The organism is Mesorhizobium sp. Cs1299R1N1, assembly GCF_037179655.1.
Classification (GTDB): Bacteria; Pseudomonadota; Alphaproteobacteria; order Rhizobiales; family Rhizobiaceae; genus Mesorhizobium; species Mesorhizobium salmacidum.
Genome location: NZ_JAPYKR010000004.1, coordinates 13975 through 34267, shown reverse-complemented (window position 1 = coordinate 34267; position 20293 = coordinate 13975). Strand labels below are relative to the sequence as shown.

Below are 20293 nucleotides of genomic sequence, written 5' to 3'. Positions count from 1 at the left end.
CCGGCAACTTGCCGATGAAGCGGAGATCAACCGCCTGATCGCTTCCTGCGGGCAGGCGCCGCAAAGGCACACCTCTCCCTAGCCAACGACAGGACGGGCAGTGTCACAATCTTGCCCGGTTCCGGCCACAATCGGTTAATACCGTGATAAACAATTCCTGCGCACAAAGGATCGGGGTCCGAGACGTCGTTGGCATTGTCGAGTGAGTGCTTGGCTCCTCTGATGGTCGGATACGACGTCTTTGGTTCAGACTTTAGGGGACAATCAAGAATGCAGGCTGTGACGCACCCGCGTCTTCGTCGCGTTGCCACGGTTGCGTTGCTTGCAGCGTCTGCTGCATTGCTTGCCGCTTGCGCATCGCAGCCTGAGCCGAAAGGCATGGTCTACAAGAAGACCCGCTCCAAGGAATATTTCGCCGAGACCGAATATGGCGTGAAGGCCAGTCCGCGCGCTGCCTTCATGCGGCGCGGCGGCGGCCGCGACCAGCTTGGCAAGCCCTATCAGGTGCGCGGCAAGTGGTATTATCCCAAAGAAGACAAGAAGTACGCCAAGGTGGGTCTGGCCTCGTGGTATGGCGACGCCTTCCACGGCCGGCTGACCGCCAACGGCGAAGTCTACGACACGGCGCACCTGACGGCGGCGCATCCGACCATGCCGCTGCCCAGCTATGCCCGCGTCACCAACCTCGAAACCGGCAGTTCGGTGATCGTGCGCGTCAATGACCGCGGCCCATACCATGAGGGCCGCATCATCGACGTCTCTGAGCGAGCCGCGCAGATGCTGGACTACGACAAGGTCGGCACCGCAAAGGTGAAGGTCGAATATGTCGGCCGCGCGCCGCTCGACGGCAATGACGACCAGTACCTGATGGCCTCTTACCATCCAGGCAACCGCATACCGGACCCGTCGGATGGCCTGCCGACCGGCGTCATGGTGGCCATGAACGGGCCTTCGCCGAGCCTTCCGGTCGGCGCGGCCGCAGTGCCGTTTCCAGGTCAGCTGACCGATGCCGCAACCCCGGTGCAGGGGCAGATGTCCGCGCAGTCGGCGGCCTTCGGCGACCTGGCGCTGCCCGATTTCGGACCGATCGTGCCGGAACGGCCGCAGATCAGCCTGCCGCCGCAATCGCCGTTCGCCATGGCCTCGCTGTCCTATGCGAATGAACGCGTCCATCACGCGGATGTCTTTGCCGCTCTGGATGACAGCGGCATGTCGCCCGCCGACATCCTGCGGTCGTGGAAAAAGAACGGCCGTCAAGCGGCGCCGTCCAGCCCAGATTATGTCGCCGCCGGCACGTTCGACGATGCTACCGAAGCCAAACGTGTGGCCTCGGCACTAAAGCCCTTCGGCAGAATAGAAATCCAGCGCTCCGATCTCGACGGCAATGACTGGTATGCGGTCAACCTCTATCCGGACGGCCATGGCGGCCTGGACGAGTTGCTGAAGGCGGCATGGTCTCACGGTGCACCCGATGCGCTGGTCGTGCGCGACTGATCCAACAGCCGGCTTTCCGCCCGGCTGTTGATCCCTCAGCGAAAAAGCCCGATAGTTTCGGCACGCCGGAGGGGCCGGCCAACGGGTCGAATTTCATGCAGTTTCGCTTGCTACAGCCTTTCGTCGGGTTCTTTCTCCTCGGTCTCCTGCTCACGCTTTCGCCGGCCCAAGCGCAGCTTTTCGAGACCAAGGCCGCACAGGCCTTCATGATCGATGCCGACACCGGCACGGTGCTGTTTTCGAAAGATGCCGACAAACCCATTCCGCCGGCCTCGATGGCCAAGCTGATGACGATGGAGGTGGTTTTCAACGCCCTCAAGTCCGGGCGCCTCAAACTCGACGATACGTTCGTGGTCAGCGAGAACGCCTGGCGCAAAGGCGGCGCGCCGTCGGGAACCTCGACGATGTTCGCCAAGCTCAAATCGGCGATCCGGATCGAGGACCTGATCCAGGGAGTGACCGTGCAGGCCGCGAACGACGGCTGCATCGTTGTCGCCGAAGGCATGGCCGGATCCGAGGACAATTTTGCCGCAGAGATGACCGAACGCGCGCGCCAGATCGGCCTCAAGACATCGACTTTCGTCAATTCGACCGGCCTGCCGGCCGATGGCCAGCAGACAAGCGTGCGCGAGCTGGCGCAGCTCGCCCTGCATCTGTGGCGCGAATACCCGGATTTCTATCGCTACTATGGCCTGAAGGATTTCACCTGGAACAAGATCTCGCAGAGGAACCGCAACCCGTTGCTGGCGATGGACATCGGCGCCGACGGCCTGGCTGTGGGCGCGAGTGAGGCGTCCGGCTTCGGCATCGTCGCTTCGGTCAGCCACGGTGGCACGCGGGTGATCGCGGCAATGAGCGGGCTGGCCAGTGACAAGGAGCGTGCCGAAGAAGCGCGCAAACTGCTCGATTGGGGCGTTCGTTCGTTCGCGAAGACCGAGATCTTCGCCAAGGACGAGGTGGTCGGTGAGGCCCAGGTTTTTGGCGGTGCGAAATCCGGCGTGACGCTTAAGGCAAAAGGTCCGATCGACATTTTCCTGCCGATCACCAACCGCGACAAGCTGACGGCCAGGATCGTCTATACCGGCCCGGTCGCGGCACCGGTAGAGGAGGGGCAACCGGTGGGCGCACTGCGCGTCTGGATCGGCGACACGCTGAGCCAGGAGACACCGTTGTTCGCGGCCGAGTCGATCGGCGTCGGCACGTTGCCGCAACGCGCGCTCGATGCCGTCAAGGAACTGGCGGTCGGCTGGCTTCGATAGTACCGACGGCATGGACGTTTCCCCTGTCGCGGACTATCTAAAGCGCAACAATCTACTCAAACAGGAATAAAGGCCCCTCGGTTGGCGCGCGGATTTTTCATCACCTTCGAAGGCGGCGAAGGCGCAGGCAAGTCGACACAGATCGAGCGGCTGGCCACAAAGATGCGCGCCAAGAAGTATGATGTCCTGCGCACGCGTGAACCGGGCGGCTCGCCGGGCGCCGAAGCGGTCCGGCATGTGCTGCTTTCGGGTGCCGCCGAACCGTTTGGGCCGAAGATGGAAGCGCTGCTCTTCGCTGCCGCGCGTTCCGACCATGTCGAGCAGGTCATCCGGCCGGCGGTCGAGCGCGGCTCCATCGTGCTTTGTGACCGCTTCCTGGATTCCTCGCGTGTCTATCAGGGCGTTACAGGCGGGATCGATCCGGCATTCATGGCCATGCTGGAACAGGTCGCCATCAACGGCATGATGCCCGACATGACGCTGATCTTCGATATCGACCCGGCCGAGGGCTTGAAGCGCGCGACATTGCGGCGTGGCAGCGATGCCGTCGCCGACCGCTTCGAAAAGGAGACGCTGGCTATCCACCAGGCCCGCCGCGAAGCGTTCCTGGCAATCGCGGCGGCAGAGCCGGAACGCTGCATCGTCGTCGATGCCTCCGCCGATCCGGACACGGTGGAGGATGTCGTCACGGCGACCGTGTTCGCGGCACTGGAGACAAGGGCGCCCGAGCGCAACAGGCAGGTCGCACCGGTATGATCTTCGAACGCATCGCGCCGGAACAGCATGACACGCTGGACGGTGTGCCGGAACCTTCCGAGACGCCACGTCTGGTCGGGCACGGGCAGGCCGCCACCATGCTTGCCGCCGCCTATCGCGCGGGAAAGCTGCCGCACGCGCTGATCTTCGCTGGACCGGTCGGGATCGGCAAGGCGACGCTCGCCTTCCATCTTGCCCACCACCTTTTAAAGCATCCAGCCTTCGAGCAGGCGCCCGGCAACCTTGCGGTTCCCGATCCGGCCTCGCCGCTGTTTCGCCAGATCGCCACCGGTGCGCATCCGGGGGTGCTGCATCTGACTCGTCCCTTGAACGACAAGACCAAGAGCTTCAAAACCGTCGTCACCGTCGACGAAATCCGCAAGGTCAGCCGCTTCCTGTCGTTGACTTCGCATGACGGCAGCTACCGGGTGGTGATCGTCGACCCGGCCGACGACATGAATGCCAATGCGGCCAATGCCCTGCTGAAGAATCTCGAGGAACCACCGGCACGGACCCTGTTCATTCTCATCGTCCATGCGCCGGGCAGTCTGCTGCCGACGATCCGTTCGCGCTGCCAGGTGGTGCGGCTGACACCGCTCGACGCCAACGAACTGATGGCGGTGCTGGAGACAGCGGAGCCGCCACCACCGGACGATCCCGCCGCAAGGGCCGCACTGGTCGAGCGGGCAGGGGGGAGTGCCCGCAGCGCGATCCTGTTGACGCAGTATGGCGGGCTGGAGATCGCGCAGACGCTCGATGGCCTGGTGGCGACGGGAAAGAGCGATATTGCCGGTGCCTATCGCCTGGCCGAGGCCGTCGCGGGCAAAGACCAGGCGATCCAGTTCGACATCTTCAACCGCCGGGCGCTGGACCTTCTGTCGGACGCGGCAAGCCAGGCGGCGCGGGCTGGCGATCTCAAGCGGGCCAAAACGCTCTCCGATACTTGGCACGAGGCCTTGGACGCTATATCTGAAACGGACACCTACAATCTCGACAAGAAGCAGCACGCCCTGACCATGATCGACCGCCTGAATTCTGCAATGCGAATGTGACGGCCTTTTTGGTGCATGCCGTTGGCCCCCCAAACAGGAGCCACTTTTGGGCGGCGTGCATTGGTCTCGGGATGGCAATCGCCATTCCGATGCGATATCCACCGCCACGGCTTCCATTCAGACATTCATGACGGTTCATTCATGTCACGCGACACATTCTACATCACAACCGCGATTTCCTATCCGAACGGCAAGCCGCATATCGGCCATGCCTATGAGCTGATCGCCACCGACGCGCTTGCCCGCTTCCAGCGGCTCGACGGCAAGCAGGTCTTCTTCCTCACCGGCACCGACGAGCATGGCATCAAGATGCTGCAGACGGCGAAGAAGGAAGGCATTTCCGCGCGCGACCTGGCCGACCGCAACTCGGCCGAGTTCAAGCGCATGGCGACTGCGCTCAACGCCTCGAACGACGATTTCATCCGCACCACCGAGGAGCGGCATTACGCTGCTTCGCAGGCGATCTGGAAGGCGATGGCCGCCAATGGCGACGTCTACAAGGGCGGCTACGCCGGCTGGTATTCGGTGCGCGACGAAGCCTATTATGGCGAGGAAGAGACCGAGGTCCGTCCCGACAATATTCGCTACGGGCCACAGGGAACGCCCGTCGAATGGGTCGAGGAAGAAAGCTATTTCTTTCGGTTGTCGGCCTATCAGGACAAGCTCGTCGCGCTTTATGAAAACCAACCCGACTTCATCGGTCCGGCCGAGCGTCGCAACGAGGTGATGAGCTTCGTCAAGTCGGGACTGAAGGACCTGTCGATCTCGCGCACCACATTCGACTGGGGCGTGCCGGTACCTGGCGATGAAAAGCACGTCATGTATGTCTGGGTCGACGCGCTGACCAACTACATTACCGGCGTCGGCTATCCCGATGAAAAAGCTGACAATTGGCGGTTTTGGCCGGCTGATGCACACATCATCGGCAAGGACATTGTACGCTTCCACGCGGTTTATTGGCCCGCCTTCCTGATGTCGGCCGGCATCCCGCTGCCGAAGCGCGTCTTTGGCCACGGCTTCCTGTTCAACCGCGGCGAGAAGATGTCGAAATCGGTCGGCAACGTCATCGACCCGTTCACCATGATCGAGCATTACGGCCTCGACCAGGTGCGGTACTTCTTCCTGCGCGAGGTGCCGTTCGGACAGGACGGCAGCTACAGCCATGAAGCGATCGTCAACCGTACCAATGCGGATCTGGCCAATGGTCTCGGCAATCTGGCGCAGCGCTCGCTGTCGATGATCGCCAAGAATTGCGGCGGCGTGGTGCCGAAGCGCGGCGATCTGGCGGAATCCGACAAGGTGATCCTGGATCAGGCGGTCGACGCTCTCGCCACCGCGCGCAAGGCAATGGCCGAACAGGGCATCCATCTGGCACTGGCGGCGATCTTCGGCGTGGTCGCGGAAGCCGATCGGTATTTCGCCAGTCAGGAACCTTGGGCGCTCAAGAAAACCAATCCGGAACGCATGGAAACGGTGCTGTGGACGACGGCCGAAGTGGTCCGGCGCGTGGCCGTTCTCTGCCAGCCCTTCATTCCGGGCTCGGCCGGCAAGCTGCTCGACCTGCTGGCGGTGCCGGCGGACAATCGCGATTTCGTGCATGTCCACGCCGACCATGCGCTTGTGTCCGGCACGGCGCTGCCTGCGCCAGAGGGCGTGTTTCCGCGCTATGTCGAACAGACGGACGCGAACACCTGATGCTCGTCGACAGCCATTGTCATCTGGACTTTCCGGACTTCGCCGAGGAGCGGGCGGCCATTGTCGCCCGCGCCAAGGCGGCCGGTATCGGCCGCATGGTGACGATCTCCACACGCGTGAAGCGGTTTCAGCAAGTCGTTGAGATCGCAGAGACTTTCGACGAAGTCTATTGCTCGGTCGGCACCCATCCGCACAATGCCGCCGAGGAGCCCGACGTCACCACCGCCGACCTTGTCCGCCTCTCCACTCACCCGAAGGTGGTGGCGATCGGTGAAGCGGGGCTCGATTTCTTCTACGACAAGGCACCACGCGAAGCGCAGGCGCGGAGCTTTCGCGCCCATATCGCCGCCGCCCGCGAGACCGGGCTGCCTCTCGTCATCCATTCGCGCGATGCCGACGACGACATGGCCGCCATTCTCGAGGACGAGACAGGGAAGGGCGCCTTCCCGTTCATCCTGCATTGTTTTTCGTCGGGACGGCGGCTCGCCGAGGTTGGCGTATCATTAGGCGGCTATGTGTCGTTCTCGGGCATCCTGACCTTCAAGAGTTCGATCGAATTGCGCGCCATCGCCGCCGATGTGCCGCATGACCGGCTGCTGGTCGAAACCGATGCGCCATATCTGGCGCCGGTGCCGTTTCGCGGCAAGCGCAACGAGCCGGCCTATGTCGTGCAAACCGCCAAGGTGCTGGCCAAGACGATCGGCGTCAGCGAGGCTGAAATCGCAGCGTTGACCGCCGACAATTTCTTTCGGCTGTTTGGAAAAATGCCACGTCCGGACCAGCAGGCGCCCGAGGCATGAGCGACCGGCTGCGCCTGACCATTCTCGGCTGCGGATCGTCGCCAGGCACGCCGCGCATCATTGGCGACTGGGGCAATTGCGACCCCACCAATCCCAGGAACCGGCGCATGCGCACGGCCGCGCTTGTCGAGCGCATCGCCGACAATGGCGGCCGCACCACGGTCGTCATCGACACCGGTCCGGATTTCCGCGAGCAGATGCTGATGGCTTCAGTCAGGCGCATCCATGGTGTGCTCTACACGCACCCGCATGCCGACCACATCCACGGCATCGACGATTTGCGTGGCTATGTGCAGGAGCAGGGGCATCGCATCGACATCCATGCCGACGAGCCGACCATGCTACGACTGCGCCAGGCGTTCGGCTATTGCTTCGAGACGCCGCCAGGCAGTTCCTATCCGCCGATCGTCGACGCCCACGTCATCAACCATGCCAGGCCGATTGTGATCGAAGGAGAGGGGGGTGCCCTCACCTTCGAGCCGCTGCCCCAGATCCATGGCGACATCATTTCGCTGGGTTTCCGTATCGGCGGGCTCGCCTACTGTCCCGATGTCAGCGACTTTCCCAAGACCACCACAGAGCGGCTGCGAGGCCTCGACATGCTGGTCATCGATGCGCTGCAGTACAACACGCATCCAAGCCATCTTTCGCTTGGCCAGGCGCTGGACTGGATCGGGCTGCTTTCGCCCGGCAACGCCGTGCTGACGCACATGCACGTGCCGCTCGATTACACCGCCGTGATGACTGAGACGCCCGACAATGTCGAACCAGCCTACGATGGCATGGTGATCGAAATCCCTTACGAGTCAGAACGATAGAGACAGCGGCTCAGTCGGCTTTTCAATCCGCCCTTCGAATGTTCGATCATGGGTTCGAGGTCGTGAAGTGCCAGCGTGGTGCTGTTCACGATGTTTGCTCGCCAATGGCGGAAACCGCAGCAATTCCCGGGCTGCGCCCCATGCGCCAGTTCCATAATCTATCTTATGCGACTTTTGTCACAGTGTGAGAAGCATCTCGAATCCATCTCGCAACCCTGCTTTACAGCCCTGCCTTCCGAAGCAGACCGGCCCAGAAGCTTCTGAGCGAACTCGCGGATGAGACAGGCGCACGCCGCTTCACGCCGCGGTATTCGATCCTGTCGCGACCGACCGTTTCGTCGTTCCAGGCCAACTCAAAGGCGATGCCTTTGAGCCCGAGGTCTCCAATCTGACGCACGATGGTTTCTTGCAGATAGATATCGGATCTTCGCACGCCATCTGCACGCTCCGGCAGCTTGAATATCTCGGCCCCGGCGATGGCCTCGGCCCGAAGGACGAGGTTTTCGATCGTCATGATGCCGCCATCGTCAAAGCGGACGATTCCTGAACGTTCTTCATCCAGCGCATCGACCACAGTGGTGACGTTGAAGAGCGATATCGGCTCGTCAGCACGAAGCGGCAGGAATTCGCCATACGGTTCGAGAATCGGCCGAAGCGACTCCAACGCCGTGCCCCTCAGAATGAGCACGTGCTCGCCAAGCCAAGGAAAATCCGAATACAGCCGGGGTGTTCCGTCGTCTTGCTCGCGCAGGAATTTCATCCGGGGCGAACGCCATCGCTTCTGGCTCCGGCCCCCGAGGGTCGCGAATAGCTGGTAGTCGTCGGGTTGATGGGGAAGAACCCATTCCTGCCCCTCCACTACACTCAAAACATAGATTTTCACCCGACCTCCTGACCCTCGTCCGCTCAAGGCAGTGAAGCCTCCCTAATGCTGCTCCACAGGTGTACTCCTCCGGAGGGCGTATTCGGCCTCGCAGCGGATTTCGAACGGCGCCCCCGATACAGACACGTCGATCGAGACAAACACATCCGGTTTGGCGGACCGCCCGCACCAACATATTATTGTAGACGACGCGGCGGTGCCGCCCGACGCTCTACATGTGTTCCCATTTCCGCGACCAGATGGATCAGCGGAGCCTCCGCCGGTCGAGCAGGATGCGATGGATCTGGATGCGCTCCGGCAGCTCGATCAGGAACTCCGGGTCGCGGTCGAGATGATGGACCTTGGTTGGCTCCCCCTTGGTGAAAGCCGTCATCGATTCGTAGTCGGGCCAGTACGAGATGGTGGTAAACCAGCTTTCCCCTTCGCGATCCTCGCGAAACAGCTGGACGCCCAGCGCGGTCTTCTCAAGCGGCGGAATGCCCTCGGCCTTCAAATAGACTTCGTAAGCGTCGCCCACATCAGCCCGGGTGCGGCCGCGCCAAATGCGCGCGATTGTCGGCGTTGTCGTCATCGATCCTTCTCGTCTTGCACTCTTCACAAACCTTGCGCTGAGCGATGGACGCGCGCGAGGAAGTCACGCACCAGCGGAAGCACGTCATCGAAATGGGTTTCCAGAAGCCAGTGGCCGGCGCCCTCCACGAGATGGAGTTCTGCTCCCGGCAGGTCGCGTTTGTAGGCTCGAGCCGATGCGGCCGGCATGTAGCCGTCTTCCGGCCCCCAGACGATGAGCGTCGGCGGCTGTCTTTCGCGCAAATAGGCCTGGTATCGCGGGAACCAGTCGAGATTCGCCTCCAGCTTCTCCATCAGGCCCACGGCCAGCCGCCGACGCAGCGGCGTATCCATGAGCGGCCAGTGGAGTTTCCATAGATCCGGTGGCATTCGCTCGGCCACGGCGTCAGCCACCTCACCGATAAACTCGTGCCGGAAACCCTCCTCGCTCACCGCCTCCTCCAGCGGACGATGCTTCTCAGGTGTTTTCTCGGTCCAATAGGCCTTGATAGCCGCATATTTCGGGCCGAGCACGTCCTCGTAGATGTCGCCGTTCTGGATGACCAATGCGGCGATGCGTTGCGGATGTGCGATGGCGTGACGCGATCCGATCTGCGACCCGTAGTCGTGCAACCAGAGCGCATAGCGGGACAGACCGAGCGTATCCGCGAAAGCCGTCAGAAATCCTGCATAGGCATCGAAATCATAGCCGAATGCTGAGAAGTCGGGCGTCGTACTGTAGCCAAAGCCCGGGAAATCCGGCGCAAAGGTACGCCAGCGATTGGCCAATGCCGGCATCAGTCTCCGAAATTGATAGGACGAGCAGGGATAGCCGTGCGGCAGCAGAAGCACTGGTGCGTCGGTCGGACCATCCTCGCGATAGAAAATGGTATTTCCGTCAACTTTCACTTGGCGGTGTCGCAACCTTGCCTCCTCGATAGAGCGTTCGAAAACGAGCGCATTGGGCTTCCAATACCTCTCGTCGTTTACGATGCTCGCGCTGGAAGGTTCCGTGCCAAACGGCGGTCAAGGAAAGATCGAAAGGGTCGCCCGGCGCGGAACGCCGGGAATGAACCCAATGCAGGCCGAGCATGGGATCAAGATTTCGACGATGGAATCCGGCATACAAAGCAACTACCCTGCCCCAATCCGCTCATCATGCGTCGGCGGGACTGAAGGCGATCAGAAATGACCACTCGATCTTCCTTTCTCGGCTTGCCCGATCGTCTCGCCGATGGCACGGCGCCCCGCGCAGTGATCTTCGGAGCTGGTCACGGCAGCACCTATCCCGGCAAAGACAGCGGCAGCCATGCCTTGGCCGCCGATGCCATCCGTGTTGCAAGCCAGGGTGATGCCGCGCTCATCGAGCATTGGGATTTCGATCTCGGCGGCCCGCTGTTCGACGGCAGGCCGATCTGCTGCGTCGACGCCGGCGACATCCTGACCACCATGCATGACAATGCCGGCAACCGCGCCCGGATCGAGGCGAAGACGCGCGAGGTCCTGTCATTGCCGGCCGCGCCCATCCTGCTCGGCGGAGACGATTCCGTGGTCATTCCCTTCCTCGCCGGCTTCGCGGATCACGGGCCTGTCTGGATCCTGCAGATCGACGCCCATATCGACTGGCGCGACGAGGTGCATGGCGAACGCCACGGCTACTCCAGCCCGATGCGCCGGGCGAGCGAGATGGCGCATGTCGCCGGCATGGTGCAGGTCGGACTGCGCAGCGTCGGCAGCGCACGCCTCACGGAGATCGAAGCGGCGCGGCACTATGGCAGCCGTTTCGTCACCGCGCGCGAGGTCCACACCCTGGGTGTCGAAGCGGCGCTCAGGCACATCCCGGAGGGAGCGCGGGTCGTCGTCACCCTGGACTTTGACAGCCTCGATCCCAGCATCATGCCGGGCGTAGCAGCGCGTACTCCCGGCGGCCTCACCTACACGCAGGTCATCGATCTCATTGCCGGCTTGGGCAAGCGGGCGAGGATCGCCGGATTCGATCTTGTGGAGTTCTATCCGCCAGCCGACATTGACGGCCTGTCGGCGCTGACCGCCGCGCGCCTCCTCGTCAATGTGATCGGCGCCGTGGTCCGGCAGGTTTGAAACCCGACCTGAGATCGAATACGGCCCCTGTCCAGCCTGCAGGAAACTTTACCGAGGCCCCTGCTCCAGCCTGATCCGGTAACTCAGCGAACGCTTCGCGCCCGGCGCGATCAGCATCAGGCCGGGTTTGTCGGTGAACTCTCCATCGAAATCCAGCGGGCTGGCCATGCCGTGCCAAGGCTCGATGCACAGGAACGGTGCGCCGCCGGGTTTGGACCAGATGCCCAGTTCCTGAAATCCCTGCCATGAGACCTCGATCGCCGGACCAGTCTCGGCGCCGTAGCGAACGCTGTTGCTGACCGGCCGGTCCAGGATCACGGCGTCTTCGTCGAACAGCCGTTCGGAGAGCTCGAGGATATTGCCTCTGACAGGCGTCGGCTGCGGTGTTGCTGTGAGCAGGCCATCCTTCAGCCGGCGGATCGGTGTTGGCTCGTCATCGGAAAAGGTCAGCCGATAATCCGTTTTGGCCAGATCCGGCAGCAGCGGCCAATTGAATGCCGGATGCGCCCCGATCGAGGCCGGCATCGGCTCGTCGCCGGAGTTGGTGACCTCCAATCCTATGTCGAGTTGCCCCTCGCCCAGTGTATAGGTCACGGCCAGGCGAAATGCGAACGGGTAGTGGGTTCGGGTTTCCGCGTCATCGGTGAGCACCAGCGTGCAGGATCGAGGCCCCCTCTCCCCCCACATAAACGGCTTGTCGCGGGCGAAGCCGTGTTGCGTCATCGGATAGGTCTGACCGCGATGGCGCAGTTGATCGCCCTTCAGCCGGCCGACGATCGGAAACAGCACCGGTGAATGGCGCCGCCAGGCCGGTCCGGCCTGCCACAGGAACTCAAATCCTTGCGCATCCCTTAGCGAAACCAGTTCGGCGCCTTGCCCGGCAATGGTCGCCGATATGCCGTCGCCATGAAGCGTCAGGCTGTCCTGTTCCATATGTCCTCGCGGTCCGTCTGGTGTGGCCGGCAGGCTAGCAAATGGCCAGGAGTGAACTCAAGGCGGCGGACGCAGCATTTCACACAGTCGCGATGAACTTCGATGGCGCCACGGGCCGGGCGCGGTCTCAGATGAAAAAGTGGCCGGAGGTTTCCCTCCGGCCACGGCAAGATGCCAGCTGTTTCCTGCTGCGGTTCGGATTATTCCCGCTCGCCGGTGAAATTCAGCAGCAACTGGAAGATGTTGATGAAGTTCAGATAGAGCGAGAACGCGCCGAAGACGGCGAGCTTCTGCCGCGACTCCGCATCGAAATTCTCCGCATACTGCTCCTTGATCGTCTGCGTGTCCCAGGCGGTCAGGCCGATGAACACGGCGATGCCGATCACCGAGATGGCGAACTGCAGCGCGGTCGAGCCGAGGAAGATGTTGACGATGCTGGCGATCACCACGCCGATCAGGCCCATGATCAGGAAGGACGAGAACTGGGTCAGGTCGCGCTTTGTCGTGTAGCCATAGAGGCTGGTGGCACCGAACATGGTCGCGGCGATGAAGAAGGTGCGCGCGATGCTGGTTCCGGTGAAGACCAGGAACACCGAGGCCAGCGACAGGCCCATGACGGCACAGAAGGCCCAGAACATTGCCTGCGCGCTTGCCGCCGACATGGTCTGCATCTTGAACGAGAACAAGAGCACGAAGGCGAGCGGCGCCAGCATCACCACCCATTTCAGCGGGCTGGAAAAGATCGGCACATAGAGAGCCGGCGTCGACGACACCAGCAAGGCGATAAGGCCCGTAACCACCAGGCCGAGGCCCATATAATTGTAGACGCGCAGCATGTGCTGGCGCAGGCCCTCGTCATAGACGGCTCCGGCCCGGGCGCCCGTGCCCACGCGGTATCCAAGATTGGGCGTATTCATTTTGAGGTCTCCTTTGTGGATGGGTCAGTAAAGCGTTCTGGCGAGCGTTTCGGCGGTGCGGTCGAGATCATGAACCCCGCTCTTCGCGACAACCGCGTAGGCGACATCGCCGATCTGGAAATAAGCCGAGGAGATATCGCCGGAGGGCGCGACGGTCGGTTTGACCACATCGAAAGTGCCTGGCCGGATCGCGAACAGCGACACCAGGCCCATCTCCTTCGTTTCAACCGCGATCTCGACGCTCGGGCCGAAGCGCGACGGATAGATCTGCACGTCGCGGACCTTCCAGTCCTGCGGCAGCGACGGCATGACGATGGCAGTGGCGGCGCGGATCTCGCCAGCGTTGTAATTGGGCGCCTCGGTCTGCGAGGGCATGTTTTCGCGCAGCAACGTCGTCCTGTGTGCCTGGACAGCCTCGTCGACATAGGCGGGCGGCTGCGGCGAAGCGACGACCTTTGTCACCGACATCGGCCCGACGATACCGTTGGCCAGCCAGCCGGCGGCAACGAAGGCGGCGACCGCCGCGGCGCGTTGCAGCACGCCGAAGATACGGCCCCGGCCAAGTCCCCTCTCCAGCCGCCGCGCCGCATCGGCCGTCGCCGGCCGCGCCATGCCCTCGGAGCCGGCCAGCGCCACGCGCAGTTCGTCGCGGGTGCGCAGATCAGACATCACGCGCGCGGCCGCCTCCGGACGCGCGGACAGGAAAGCCTCGACCTCGATGCGGCGGGCGACATCAAGCTGGTCGTCGACATAGGCGTCGAGATCGGCGTCCGTAACCGGGTCGACAAGAGCGGTCATGAGTCACCTCCAACGATCCTGAGATGATTTTTGCCCCGCGCTGGCGCTTCTTCCATCTGGCGCAAGGCCGCGCGCGCCCGGCCGATACGCGACATTAGCGTGCCCAGCGGCACGCCACTGGCGTCGGCGGCCTGCTGGTAGGAGAGCCCCTCGATGGCGACCAGATGCAGCGCCGAGCGCTGCTCTTCCGGCAGGCTGAAAAAGGCTTCGCGCACCTGCGCCAGGCGCACGGAGTGTTCCTGCGGCGCCGGCGTGCTGCCGTCGGCCAGATATGCGGCTTGTTCGAGACGTGCCGCTTCCGAGCGGCGCGAACGCATGCGGTCGATGAAGGTGTTGTGGACGATCGACAGCAGCCATGCCCGCAGGTTGCCGCTGGAGCGGAAGGTGCCGCGCCGCTCATAGGCGCGCACCAGCGCGTCATGCACGAGATCCTCGGCCTCGACGCCGTCGCGCGTCAACGAGCGCGCGTAGCGCCGCAGCGACCCGAGCTGTCCTATGATGTCAAAGCGTGGCATCGACGGTTTCATGTCCTGTTTACGGAGCATGTGGGGGTTTTAATCCCGGGGGCGCCACTTTTCTTTGCTGGAGGGTATCGCCGCGGCTGCCCTCGGCTTGCCCAACTTCCGTAAGCGCCCTCAGGCCAAAAGTGGTTTTGCCGGTTTGGGAGCAGTTACGCCGCAGGCGCGCAGCGTCCACCTGCGGCCATCGCTGCGAAAATCGGTGATGCTCAGTGGCTCGACGTCGATCTTCCAACTGGCGTCAAGTGGCGCGCTGAGAACATGCAGGATCGCTGTGCGGATGACGCTGGCATGCGTCACGGCGATCGTGTGACCACGTTCGGCGATCAATCGATCCATCAATCCAGCGGCCCGTTGGGCAACGTCGGCCAGCGATTCACCACCATGCGGGGCCGCATTCGGATCCGTGCGCCAGGCGGCGCTCTCGTCCGGCTGTAGCGCCTGCACCTCGTCAAAGCTCTTGCCTGCCCATCGACCGTAGTTCTGGTCTGCCAGCATCGGATCGACAGACGCTTCCAGCGATAGCGCCTCCGCGGTCTGACAGGCGCGAAGCGCCGGCGCTGTCCACACACGGTCGGCCCGACGCAGCGTCCCACTCATCGCCTTTGCCAATGTCAGCGATCGTGGCTCCAGCGGTTCATCCGAAGGAAACGATCCTTTCCGGGTCGCCGCCGTGGCGCCGGCGCAGATCATGGTCAGACGGACGAGCATGGAGCATGCTTTCTCTGAAGTTTGTGGAAGCTGCACCAACAGGTGCCGCCTTTCGCGTCGGCGCACCGAAACCGCTGGTGAAACCTGGCCAATTTGCGTATCACTCCGCCGCGCCAACGGAACCATAATGATGTTCGAAGACCTGCAGCCAGCTCCCGCCGACAAAATTCTTGCGCTGATCGGCCTCTATCGCGCCGATCCACGCCCTGGCAAGGTCGACCTCGGCGTCGGCGTCTACAAGGATCGCGACGGCAAGACGCCGGTCATGCGCGCCGTGCGCGAGGCCGAAAAGCGGCTGCTGGAAGGACAGGATACCAAGACCTATCTCGGCCTTGCCGGCGATACCGCTTTCAACACTGTGATGGCCAGGCTCGCCTTCGGTCCGGGCGCGGACCTGTCGCGCATCCGTGCGGCACAGGCGCCCGGCGGCTCCGGCGCGCTGCGGCTGGTGGCGGAACTGCTCAAACGCACACGGTCGGACGCGACGGTCTGGGTCTCCGACCCGACCTGGCCGAACCATATGCCGGTGATGCGTGCCGCCGGCCTGCGGATTCGCGAATACCCCTATTTCGATGCGGCCTCGGGTGCGGTTCGTTTCGACGCCATGCTGGCGGCATTGCGGGCCGCCGACAGCGGCGACGTGGTGCTGCTGCATGGCTGCTGCCACAACCCGACCGGCGCCAATCTGGATGCGGTTCAGTGGGAGGCCGTCACGGATCTGATCGTCGAGCGTGGCTTGCTGCCGTTTGTCGACATCGCCTATCAGGGCTTTGGCGAGGGCCTCGAGGCCGATGCCCTCGGCTTGCGGCTGCTTGCCGCGAAAGTCCCGGAAATGGTCGTCGCGTCGAGCTGCTCGAAGAATTTCGCCGTCTACCGCGACCGTGTCGGCGCGGCGATGGTCCTGGCCAGGGACGGCGCGCAGGCAGACGTCGCGATGAGCCAGATGCTGTCGGCGGCGCGCGCTATGTATTCGATGCCGCCGGACCATGGCGCGGCCGCGGTGCGCATCGTGCTGGAAGACGCCACGCTGCGTGCCGACTGGGAAGCAGAGCTCGAAGAGATGCGCCTGCGTATGCTGAGGCTTAGGGTCGCATTCGCCGAGGCGCTGCGCCGGCAATCCAATTCCGACCGCTTCGACTTCATTGCCAGCCATCGCGGCATGTTTTCCCGGCTTGGCCTCACGGAAGCGCAGGTCGAACGGCTGCGCGCCGAGCACGCCGTCTACATGGTCGGCGACAGCCGCATCAACGTGGCCGGCCTGCCCGAGGACGGCATGGATGACCTCGCCAAGGCGGTCGTTTCCGTGCTCGACTGACGAAGCGGATGCGGTGCAATTGTGGACAAGGTCCCCTCTCCGGCTGACAGCGTTGGCAGCGCGGCGGTTCGCGCTGTAGCATCCGCTACATGACGCCATCGAAAGACATTTCACGCCTGATCGAGATCATGGCGGCGTTGCGCGCGCCGAAGACCGGCTGCCCGTGGGACATCGAGCAGAATTTCTCCACCATCGCCCCCTATACGATCGAAGAGGCCTATGAAGTGGCGGACGCCATCGCGCGCGGCGATCTCGACGACCTGCGCGACGAGCTTGGCGACCTCCTGCTGCAGGTCGTCTACCATGCCCAGATGGCGCAGGAGGCCGGTGAATTCGCGTTCCCTGACGTGGTCCAGGCCATCACCACCAAGATGATCCGCCGCCATCCTCACGTCTTTGGCGACGAGAAGGCTCGCAGCGCCGGCATGGCCAAGGGCATGTGGGAGAAGATCAAGGCGCAGGAGAAAGCCGAGAAGCGGCAAGCCCGCCTCGCGCGTGGCCTCGACCCGGAGGACAATGGCAAGGGATTCCTGGACAGTGTTCCGGTCGCCCTGCCCGCCTTGACGCGAGCCTTGAAGCTTCAGGAAAAGGCCGCCCGTGTCGGCTTCGACTGGAGCGAGGCTGCTCCCATCCTGGATAAGATCGAAGAAGAGATCGGGGAGCTGCGCGAGGCTCTGGCCAAGGGCGAAACGGCTGAGATCAAGGACGAGTTCGGCGACATGTTGTTTGCCGTCGTCAATCTCGGTCGTCACCTCAAGCTCGATTCGGAGGCGGCGCTGAGCGGAACGAACGAAAAATTCCGCTCGCGCTTTCACTATGTCGAGCAGGCCCTGGAAAAATCAGGCGGCTCGCTAGAGGAAGCTACCCTGGAGGAAATGGAAGCGCTCTGGCAGGAAGCAAAAACCGCGAAGTAAGCCTATAGCTCGGCAATCCCAGACGAAAAGCCGCGATACACTTTCCCTGGAATTGTTGTGCGTTAGCCGTTGTTTTTGCGGCGCAACCGGCTTTCGATCTCTTCACGGGCGCTTTGCGTGGCCCGGAGCGAGATGGTGGCGCTGCCATCGTCATTGTCGGTTCGCGAAACGACATCACCATTGCGGTAGAGCCAGTCGAGAAGCCCGAACTGGGCCGGCTCGATCGTCACCGTCAGATCCTGCAGCTCGCCGGCCATCCGCGTTTCGATGATCGCTTTCAGCGCATCGATGCCCTCGCCTGATACCGCCGATATTGCGATTGGCGGCTCCTTGCTGCCGTTGGCGCCGTCGGCGAGCAGCCGCTGCCTGTTGCCTTCGTCCAGCAGGTCGATCTTGTTCCAGACTTCGATCACGCGCTTGGTGTCGCTGGCGTCGACGCCGAGATCGGCGAGGATGCGTTCGACATCCTCGGCCTGCGCCGCCGTATCGGGATCGGAAATATCGCGTAGATGGAGGACGAGATCGGCCTCGACCACCTCTTCCAAGGTCGCCCGGAAAGCCGCGATCAGATGCGTCGGCAGGTCCGAGATGAAGCCCACCGTGTCGGAAAGGATAATCGGCGTTCCATGCGGCAGGCGCACGCGGCGCAGTGTCGGATCAAGCGTGGCAAACAGCATGTCCTGCGCCAGCACCCCTGCTCCGGTCAGCTTGTTGAACAACGTCGACTTGCCGGCATTGGTGTAGCCGACGATCGCCACCACTGGAAACGGCACCTTCTTGCGCTTGGCGCGATGCAGGTCGCGGGTGCGGCGCACGGTTTCCAGCTCGTGCTTCAGCTTTATGATCTTTTCCTGCAACTGACGCCGATCGGATTCGATCTGCGTTTCACCGGGGCCGCCGAGGAAGCCGGCACCACCACGCTGACGCTCCAGATGGGTCCAACTGCGCACCAGGCGGCCCTTCTGATAGTTGAGATGGGCAAGCTCGACCTGCAGCGTGCCTTCCTTGGTGCGCGCCCGCTCGCCGAAGATCTCCAGGATCAGCCCCGTGCGATCCAGCACCTTGGCGTTGAATTCCTTCTCGAGATTGCGCTGCTGCACCGGGGTCAGCGGATGGTCGACAATGACCACTTCCGCGTGACCCTCCCTGACGATTTGACCGAACTCCTCGACCTTGCCGCTGCCGAGCAACGTCGCCGGACGTGGATCGTTGACGGTTACGACCGCCGTATGGATCAGATCAAGGTTGATGGCTCGGGCAAGGCCGACTGCTTCGTCGTGGCGCGCCTCGGCCGAGCGCGTCAGCCGGGGACGGCTCGTGTCATCGTCATTACGCGGCTGGCGGGTAAGCACAGGCACAATGACAACGGCCCGGGTCGGACCCTTGGCTTCCGTCCCGGGATGATGCGCTGGTTTTCCGCGAACCGTGCCGTCCGCGTCCTTCTCACGTGCCAATCAGGCGCCCTGGCTTTCCTCGCCATCGAACATCTGAACCGGCTGGCTCGGCATGATCGTGGAAATGGCGTGCTTGTAGACGAGCTGGGAGTGGCCGTCGCGGCGCAACAGAACGCAGAAGTTGTCGAAGGAAGTGACCACGCCGGTCAGCTTCACGCCGTTGATAAGGAAGATGGTGAGCGGGTTCTTGCTCTTGCGAACTGAATTCAGGAACAGGTCCTGAAGGTTTTGCGATCGTTCCGCCATTGTTTTTGTCTTTCGCCGATCCCCTTCGGTTTGCAGCCAATGCGCCAAATTAACGGGCACATGTCAAGCGCGCAAACACCCTCTTGCCGTCAGTAACGACAAGCAGAACGAGATATATTGATGTTCATTCCACCTGTGCGGTTATCAGGCTGGACTTTTTTCCGCAATGTCAAAAAAGGCCTGCCGCAACGAAAGTGTTATTGAGCCGGGGTGCCCATTGGCTATGGGATCACCGTCAATGGTCACGATTGGCATGGCAATAGTCGTCGCCGAACTGATGAATGCTTCGCGAGCCGTCTTGGCCTCGGCAACGGAAAATCCACGCTCCTCGATCTTCAAGCCAAGTTTCGCCGCGACTTCGAACATGGTGGTGCGCGTGATTCCGCGCAGAATGCCATGTTCGGCCGGCCTGGTGACCAGAACGCCATCCCTGGTAACGATCCAGGCGTTCGACGAGCCACCTTCCTTGACGTTGCCATCCGTGTCCACGAACCAGGCTTCCTGAGCGCCGGCCTCCTTGGCCTTCTGCTTGGCCAATACATTGGGCAGCAGCCCGGTGCTCTTGATGTCGACACGGTCCCAGCGGTTCTCGGGTACGGTGATGACCGCGATACCCGTCTCAGCCCGTTTCGTGCCGGCGGCAGGATCCGCCTTCCTGGCGGTCACCACCAAAGCCGGCTTCGTGTCCGCCGACGGAAAAACGAAATCGCGGCTGGCGACACCGCGCGTCACCTGGACATAGACCAGACCGTTGACGACATGATTGCGGTTGACCACCTCGCGCAGGATCAGCGGCAACACATTGCGTGTCACCGGCCAGGCGATCGACAGTTCGGTCAGTGAGCGGTTCAGCCGGGCAAGGTGGCGCGGCATGTCGACGATGAAGCCGCGCGCCACCTCGCAGACCTCATAGACGCCATCGGCGAACTGATAGCCGCGATCCTCGATATGCACGGACGCGTCGGCATGAGCGACGTAGCGCCCGTTGACATAGGCAATGCGCGGCATTGGCGACCCCTGGAAAATTCTCGGGCTTTCTTATGCGATTCCGCCGCCGCCGTAACCGGCAAATGCTTGGCCC

General features: G+C 62.7%; 21 protein-coding genes. 10 read left to right on the top strand and 11 right to left on the bottom strand.

All coding sequences use genetic code 11. From position 1 onward, the window contains the following. Window positions 1-270: 270 nt before the first annotated feature. From O7A70_RS09995 to O7A70_RS09965, 7 genes are all read left to right on the top strand, one after another. Entirely contained in the window at window positions 271-1494 is a 1224-nt protein-coding gene (locus O7A70_RS09995) for a septal ring lytic transglycosylase RlpA family protein (RefSeq protein WP_337140246.1), read from the top strand. Window positions 1495-1589: 95 nt separating this feature from the next. Beyond that, window positions 1590-2753 carry a D-alanyl-D-alanine carboxypeptidase family protein gene (locus O7A70_RS09990; protein ID WP_337140245.1) on the top strand — a complete coding sequence of 388 codons (1164 nt, stop codon included), beginning with the start codon at window positions 1590-1592 and terminating at the stop codon, window positions 2751-2753. Between the two features lie 81 nt (window positions 2754-2834). Beyond that, window positions 2835-3509: a dTMP kinase gene (gene tmk, locus O7A70_RS09985; RefSeq protein ID WP_337140244.1), complete on the top strand. Its 675-nt coding sequence runs from the start codon at window positions 2835-2837 to the stop codon at window positions 3507-3509. Then, window positions 3506-4561: a DNA polymerase III subunit delta' gene (locus O7A70_RS09980; RefSeq protein ID WP_337140243.1), complete on the top strand. Its 1056-nt coding sequence runs from the start codon at window positions 3506-3508 to the stop codon at window positions 4559-4561. Before tmk ends, O7A70_RS09980 begins: the two co-directional genes overlap by 4 nt. A gap of 141 nt (window positions 4562-4702) precedes the next feature. After that, window positions 4703-6256: a methionine--tRNA ligase gene (gene metG, locus O7A70_RS09975; RefSeq protein WP_337140242.1), complete on the top strand. Its 1554-nt coding sequence runs from the start codon at window positions 4703-4705 to the stop codon at window positions 6254-6256. Next, window positions 6256-7056 carry a TatD family hydrolase gene (locus tag O7A70_RS09970; protein WP_337140241.1) on the top strand — a complete coding sequence of 267 codons (801 nt, stop codon included), beginning with the start codon at window positions 6256-6258 and terminating at the stop codon, window positions 7054-7056. The genes metG and O7A70_RS09970 overlap by 1 nt, the downstream gene beginning before the upstream one ends. Beyond that, window positions 7053-7874 (top strand): MBL fold metallo-hydrolase, encoded by an 822-nt coding sequence (locus O7A70_RS09965; protein WP_337140240.1) that lies wholly within the window; start codon window positions 7053-7055, stop codon window positions 7872-7874. The genes O7A70_RS09970 and O7A70_RS09965 overlap by 4 nt, the downstream gene beginning before the upstream one ends. Window positions 7875-8094: 220 nt before the next feature. Here O7A70_RS09965 and O7A70_RS09960 read toward each other — a convergent pair whose 3' ends face one another. The 3 genes from O7A70_RS09960 to O7A70_RS09950 form a co-directional block, all read right to left on the bottom strand. Beyond that, window positions 8095-8757, bottom strand: a complete 663-nt coding sequence (locus O7A70_RS09960; RefSeq protein WP_337140239.1) for an imm11 family protein — start codon at window positions 8755-8757, stop codon at window positions 8095-8097. 244 nt (window positions 8758-9001) lie between these two features. Then, entirely contained in the window at window positions 9002-9328 is a 327-nt protein-coding gene (locus tag O7A70_RS09955) for a hypothetical protein (RefSeq protein WP_337140238.1), read from the bottom strand. Between the two features lie 23 nt (window positions 9329-9351). Continuing rightward, window positions 9352-10245 carry an alpha/beta fold hydrolase gene (locus tag O7A70_RS09950; protein WP_337140553.1) on the bottom strand — a complete coding sequence of 298 codons (894 nt, stop codon included), beginning with the start codon at window positions 10243-10245 and terminating at the stop codon, window positions 9352-9354. A 249-nt stretch (window positions 10246-10494) separates the two neighbouring features. Between O7A70_RS09950 and O7A70_RS09945 the strand changes: the two genes are divergently transcribed. Continuing rightward, window positions 10495-11406 (top strand): agmatinase, encoded by a 912-nt coding sequence (locus O7A70_RS09945; RefSeq protein ID WP_337140237.1) that lies wholly within the window; start codon window positions 10495-10497, stop codon window positions 11404-11406. A gap of 48 nt (window positions 11407-11454) precedes the next feature. Here O7A70_RS09945 and O7A70_RS09940 read toward each other — a convergent pair whose 3' ends face one another. The 5 genes from O7A70_RS09940 to O7A70_RS09920 all read right to left on the bottom strand — a co-directional run bounded on the left by O7A70_RS09940 (window position 11455) and on the right by O7A70_RS09920 (window position 15409). Next, window positions 11455-12339 (bottom strand): aldose 1-epimerase family protein, encoded by an 885-nt coding sequence (locus tag O7A70_RS09940; protein WP_337140236.1) that lies wholly within the window; start codon window positions 12337-12339, stop codon window positions 11455-11457. Between the two features lie 200 nt (window positions 12340-12539). Then, window positions 12540-13256 carry a Bax inhibitor-1/YccA family protein gene (locus tag O7A70_RS09935; protein ID WP_337140235.1) on the bottom strand — a complete coding sequence of 239 codons (717 nt, stop codon included), beginning with the start codon at window positions 13254-13256 and terminating at the stop codon, window positions 12540-12542. Between the two features lie 24 nt (window positions 13257-13280). Continuing rightward, on the bottom strand, window positions 13281-14054 hold the full coding sequence (locus O7A70_RS09930) for an anti-sigma factor family protein (RefSeq protein ID WP_337140234.1): 774 nt from the start codon (window positions 14052-14054) through the stop codon (window positions 13281-13283). Then, window positions 14051-14569, bottom strand: coding sequence for a sigma-70 family RNA polymerase sigma factor (locus tag O7A70_RS09925; protein WP_337140233.1), 519 nt, complete (start codon window positions 14567-14569; stop codon window positions 14051-14053). The genes O7A70_RS09930 and O7A70_RS09925 overlap by 4 nt, the downstream gene beginning before the upstream one ends. A 120-nt stretch (window positions 14570-14689) precedes the next feature. Next, on the bottom strand, window positions 14690-15409 hold the full coding sequence (locus tag O7A70_RS09920; protein ID WP_337140232.1) for a histidine phosphatase family protein: 720 nt from the start codon (window positions 15407-15409) through the stop codon (window positions 14690-14692). Window positions 15410-15413: 4 nt separating this feature from the next. Here O7A70_RS09920 and O7A70_RS09915 point away from each other — a divergent pair, with 4 nt between their 5' ends. Continuing rightward, the gene (locus O7A70_RS09915) at window positions 15414-16598 is read left to right on the top strand and encodes an amino acid aminotransferase (protein WP_337140552.1); all 1185 of its coding nucleotides are present in this window, start codon (window positions 15414-15416) and stop codon (window positions 16596-16598) included. 89 nt (window positions 16599-16687) lie between these two features. Continuing rightward, window positions 16688-17512, top strand: a complete 825-nt coding sequence (mazG, locus tag O7A70_RS09910; RefSeq protein ID WP_337140231.1) for a nucleoside triphosphate pyrophosphohydrolase — start codon at window positions 16688-16690, stop codon at window positions 17510-17512. A gap of 62 nt (window positions 17513-17574) precedes the next feature. Here the strand turns inward: mazG and hflX are convergent, their stop codons facing one another. The 3 genes from hflX to O7A70_RS09895 all read right to left on the bottom strand — a co-directional run bounded on the left by hflX (window position 17575) and on the right by O7A70_RS09895 (window position 20220). Next, window positions 17575-18966 (bottom strand): GTPase HflX, encoded by a 1392-nt coding sequence (gene hflX / locus O7A70_RS09905; protein WP_337140230.1) that lies wholly within the window; start codon window positions 18964-18966, stop codon window positions 17575-17577. Beyond that, window positions 18967-19212, bottom strand: a complete 246-nt coding sequence (gene hfq, locus O7A70_RS09900) for an RNA chaperone Hfq (protein WP_006202172.1) — start codon at window positions 19210-19212, stop codon at window positions 18967-18969. A gap of 144 nt (window positions 19213-19356) precedes the next feature. Beyond that, window positions 19357-20220, bottom strand: a complete 864-nt coding sequence (locus O7A70_RS09895) for a D-amino-acid transaminase (protein ID WP_337140229.1) — start codon at window positions 20218-20220, stop codon at window positions 19357-19359. Between the last annotated feature and the right edge of the window lie 73 nt (window positions 20221-20293).

Bases quoted from the DNA above. Each gene is read 5' to 3' on its own strand.
- O7A70_RS09955 (WP_337140238.1), bottom strand. From the start codon at position 9,328: ATGACGACAACGCCGACAATCGCGCGCATTTGGCGCGGCCGCACCCGG.
- O7A70_RS09970 (WP_337140241.1), top strand. From the start codon at position 6,256: ATGCTCGTCGACAGCCATTGTCATCTGGACTTTCCGGACTTCGCCGAG.
- metG (WP_337140242.1), top strand. From the start codon at position 4,703: ATGTCACGCGACACATTCTACATCACAACCGCGATTTCCTATCCGAAC.
- O7A70_RS09935 (WP_337140235.1), bottom strand. From the start codon at position 13,256: ATGAATACGCCCAATCTTGGATACCGCGTGGGCACGGGCGCCCGGGCC.
- O7A70_RS09945 (WP_337140237.1), top strand. From the start codon at position 10,495: ATGACCACTCGATCTTCCTTTCTCGGCTTGCCCGATCGTCTCGCCGAT.
- O7A70_RS09995 (WP_337140246.1), top strand. From the start codon at position 271: ATGCAGGCTGTGACGCACCCGCGTCTTCGTCGCGTTGCCACGGTTGCG.
- O7A70_RS09925 (WP_337140233.1), bottom strand. From the start codon at position 14,569: ATGCCACGCTTTGACATCATAGGACAGCTCGGGTCGCTGCGGCGCTAC.
- O7A70_RS09940 (WP_337140236.1), bottom strand. From the start codon at position 12,339: ATGGAACAGGACAGCCTGACGCTTCATGGCGACGGCATATCGGCGACC.
- O7A70_RS09965 (WP_337140240.1), top strand. From the start codon at position 7,053: ATGAGCGACCGGCTGCGCCTGACCATTCTCGGCTGCGGATCGTCGCCA.
- O7A70_RS09990 (WP_337140245.1), top strand. From the start codon at position 1,590: ATGCAGTTTCGCTTGCTACAGCCTTTCGTCGGGTTCTTTCTCCTCGGT.
- O7A70_RS09980 (WP_337140243.1), top strand. From the start codon at position 3,506: ATGATCTTCGAACGCATCGCGCCGGAACAGCATGACACGCTGGACGGT.
- O7A70_RS09895 (WP_337140229.1), bottom strand. From the start codon at position 20,220: ATGCCGCGCATTGCCTATGTCAACGGGCGCTACGTCGCTCATGCCGAC.
- mazG (WP_337140231.1), top strand. From the start codon at position 16,688: ATGACGCCATCGAAAGACATTTCACGCCTGATCGAGATCATGGCGGCG.
- O7A70_RS09930 (WP_337140234.1), bottom strand. From the start codon at position 14,054: ATGACCGCTCTTGTCGACCCGGTTACGGACGCCGATCTCGACGCCTAT.
- hfq (WP_006202172.1), bottom strand. From the start codon at position 19,212: ATGGCGGAACGATCGCAAAACCTTCAGGACCTGTTCCTGAATTCAGTT.
- O7A70_RS09915 (WP_337140552.1), top strand. From the start codon at position 15,414: ATGTTCGAAGACCTGCAGCCAGCTCCCGCCGACAAAATTCTTGCGCTG.
- O7A70_RS09920 (WP_337140232.1), bottom strand. From the start codon at position 15,409: ATGGTTCCGTTGGCGCGGCGGAGTGATACGCAAATTGGCCAGGTTTCA.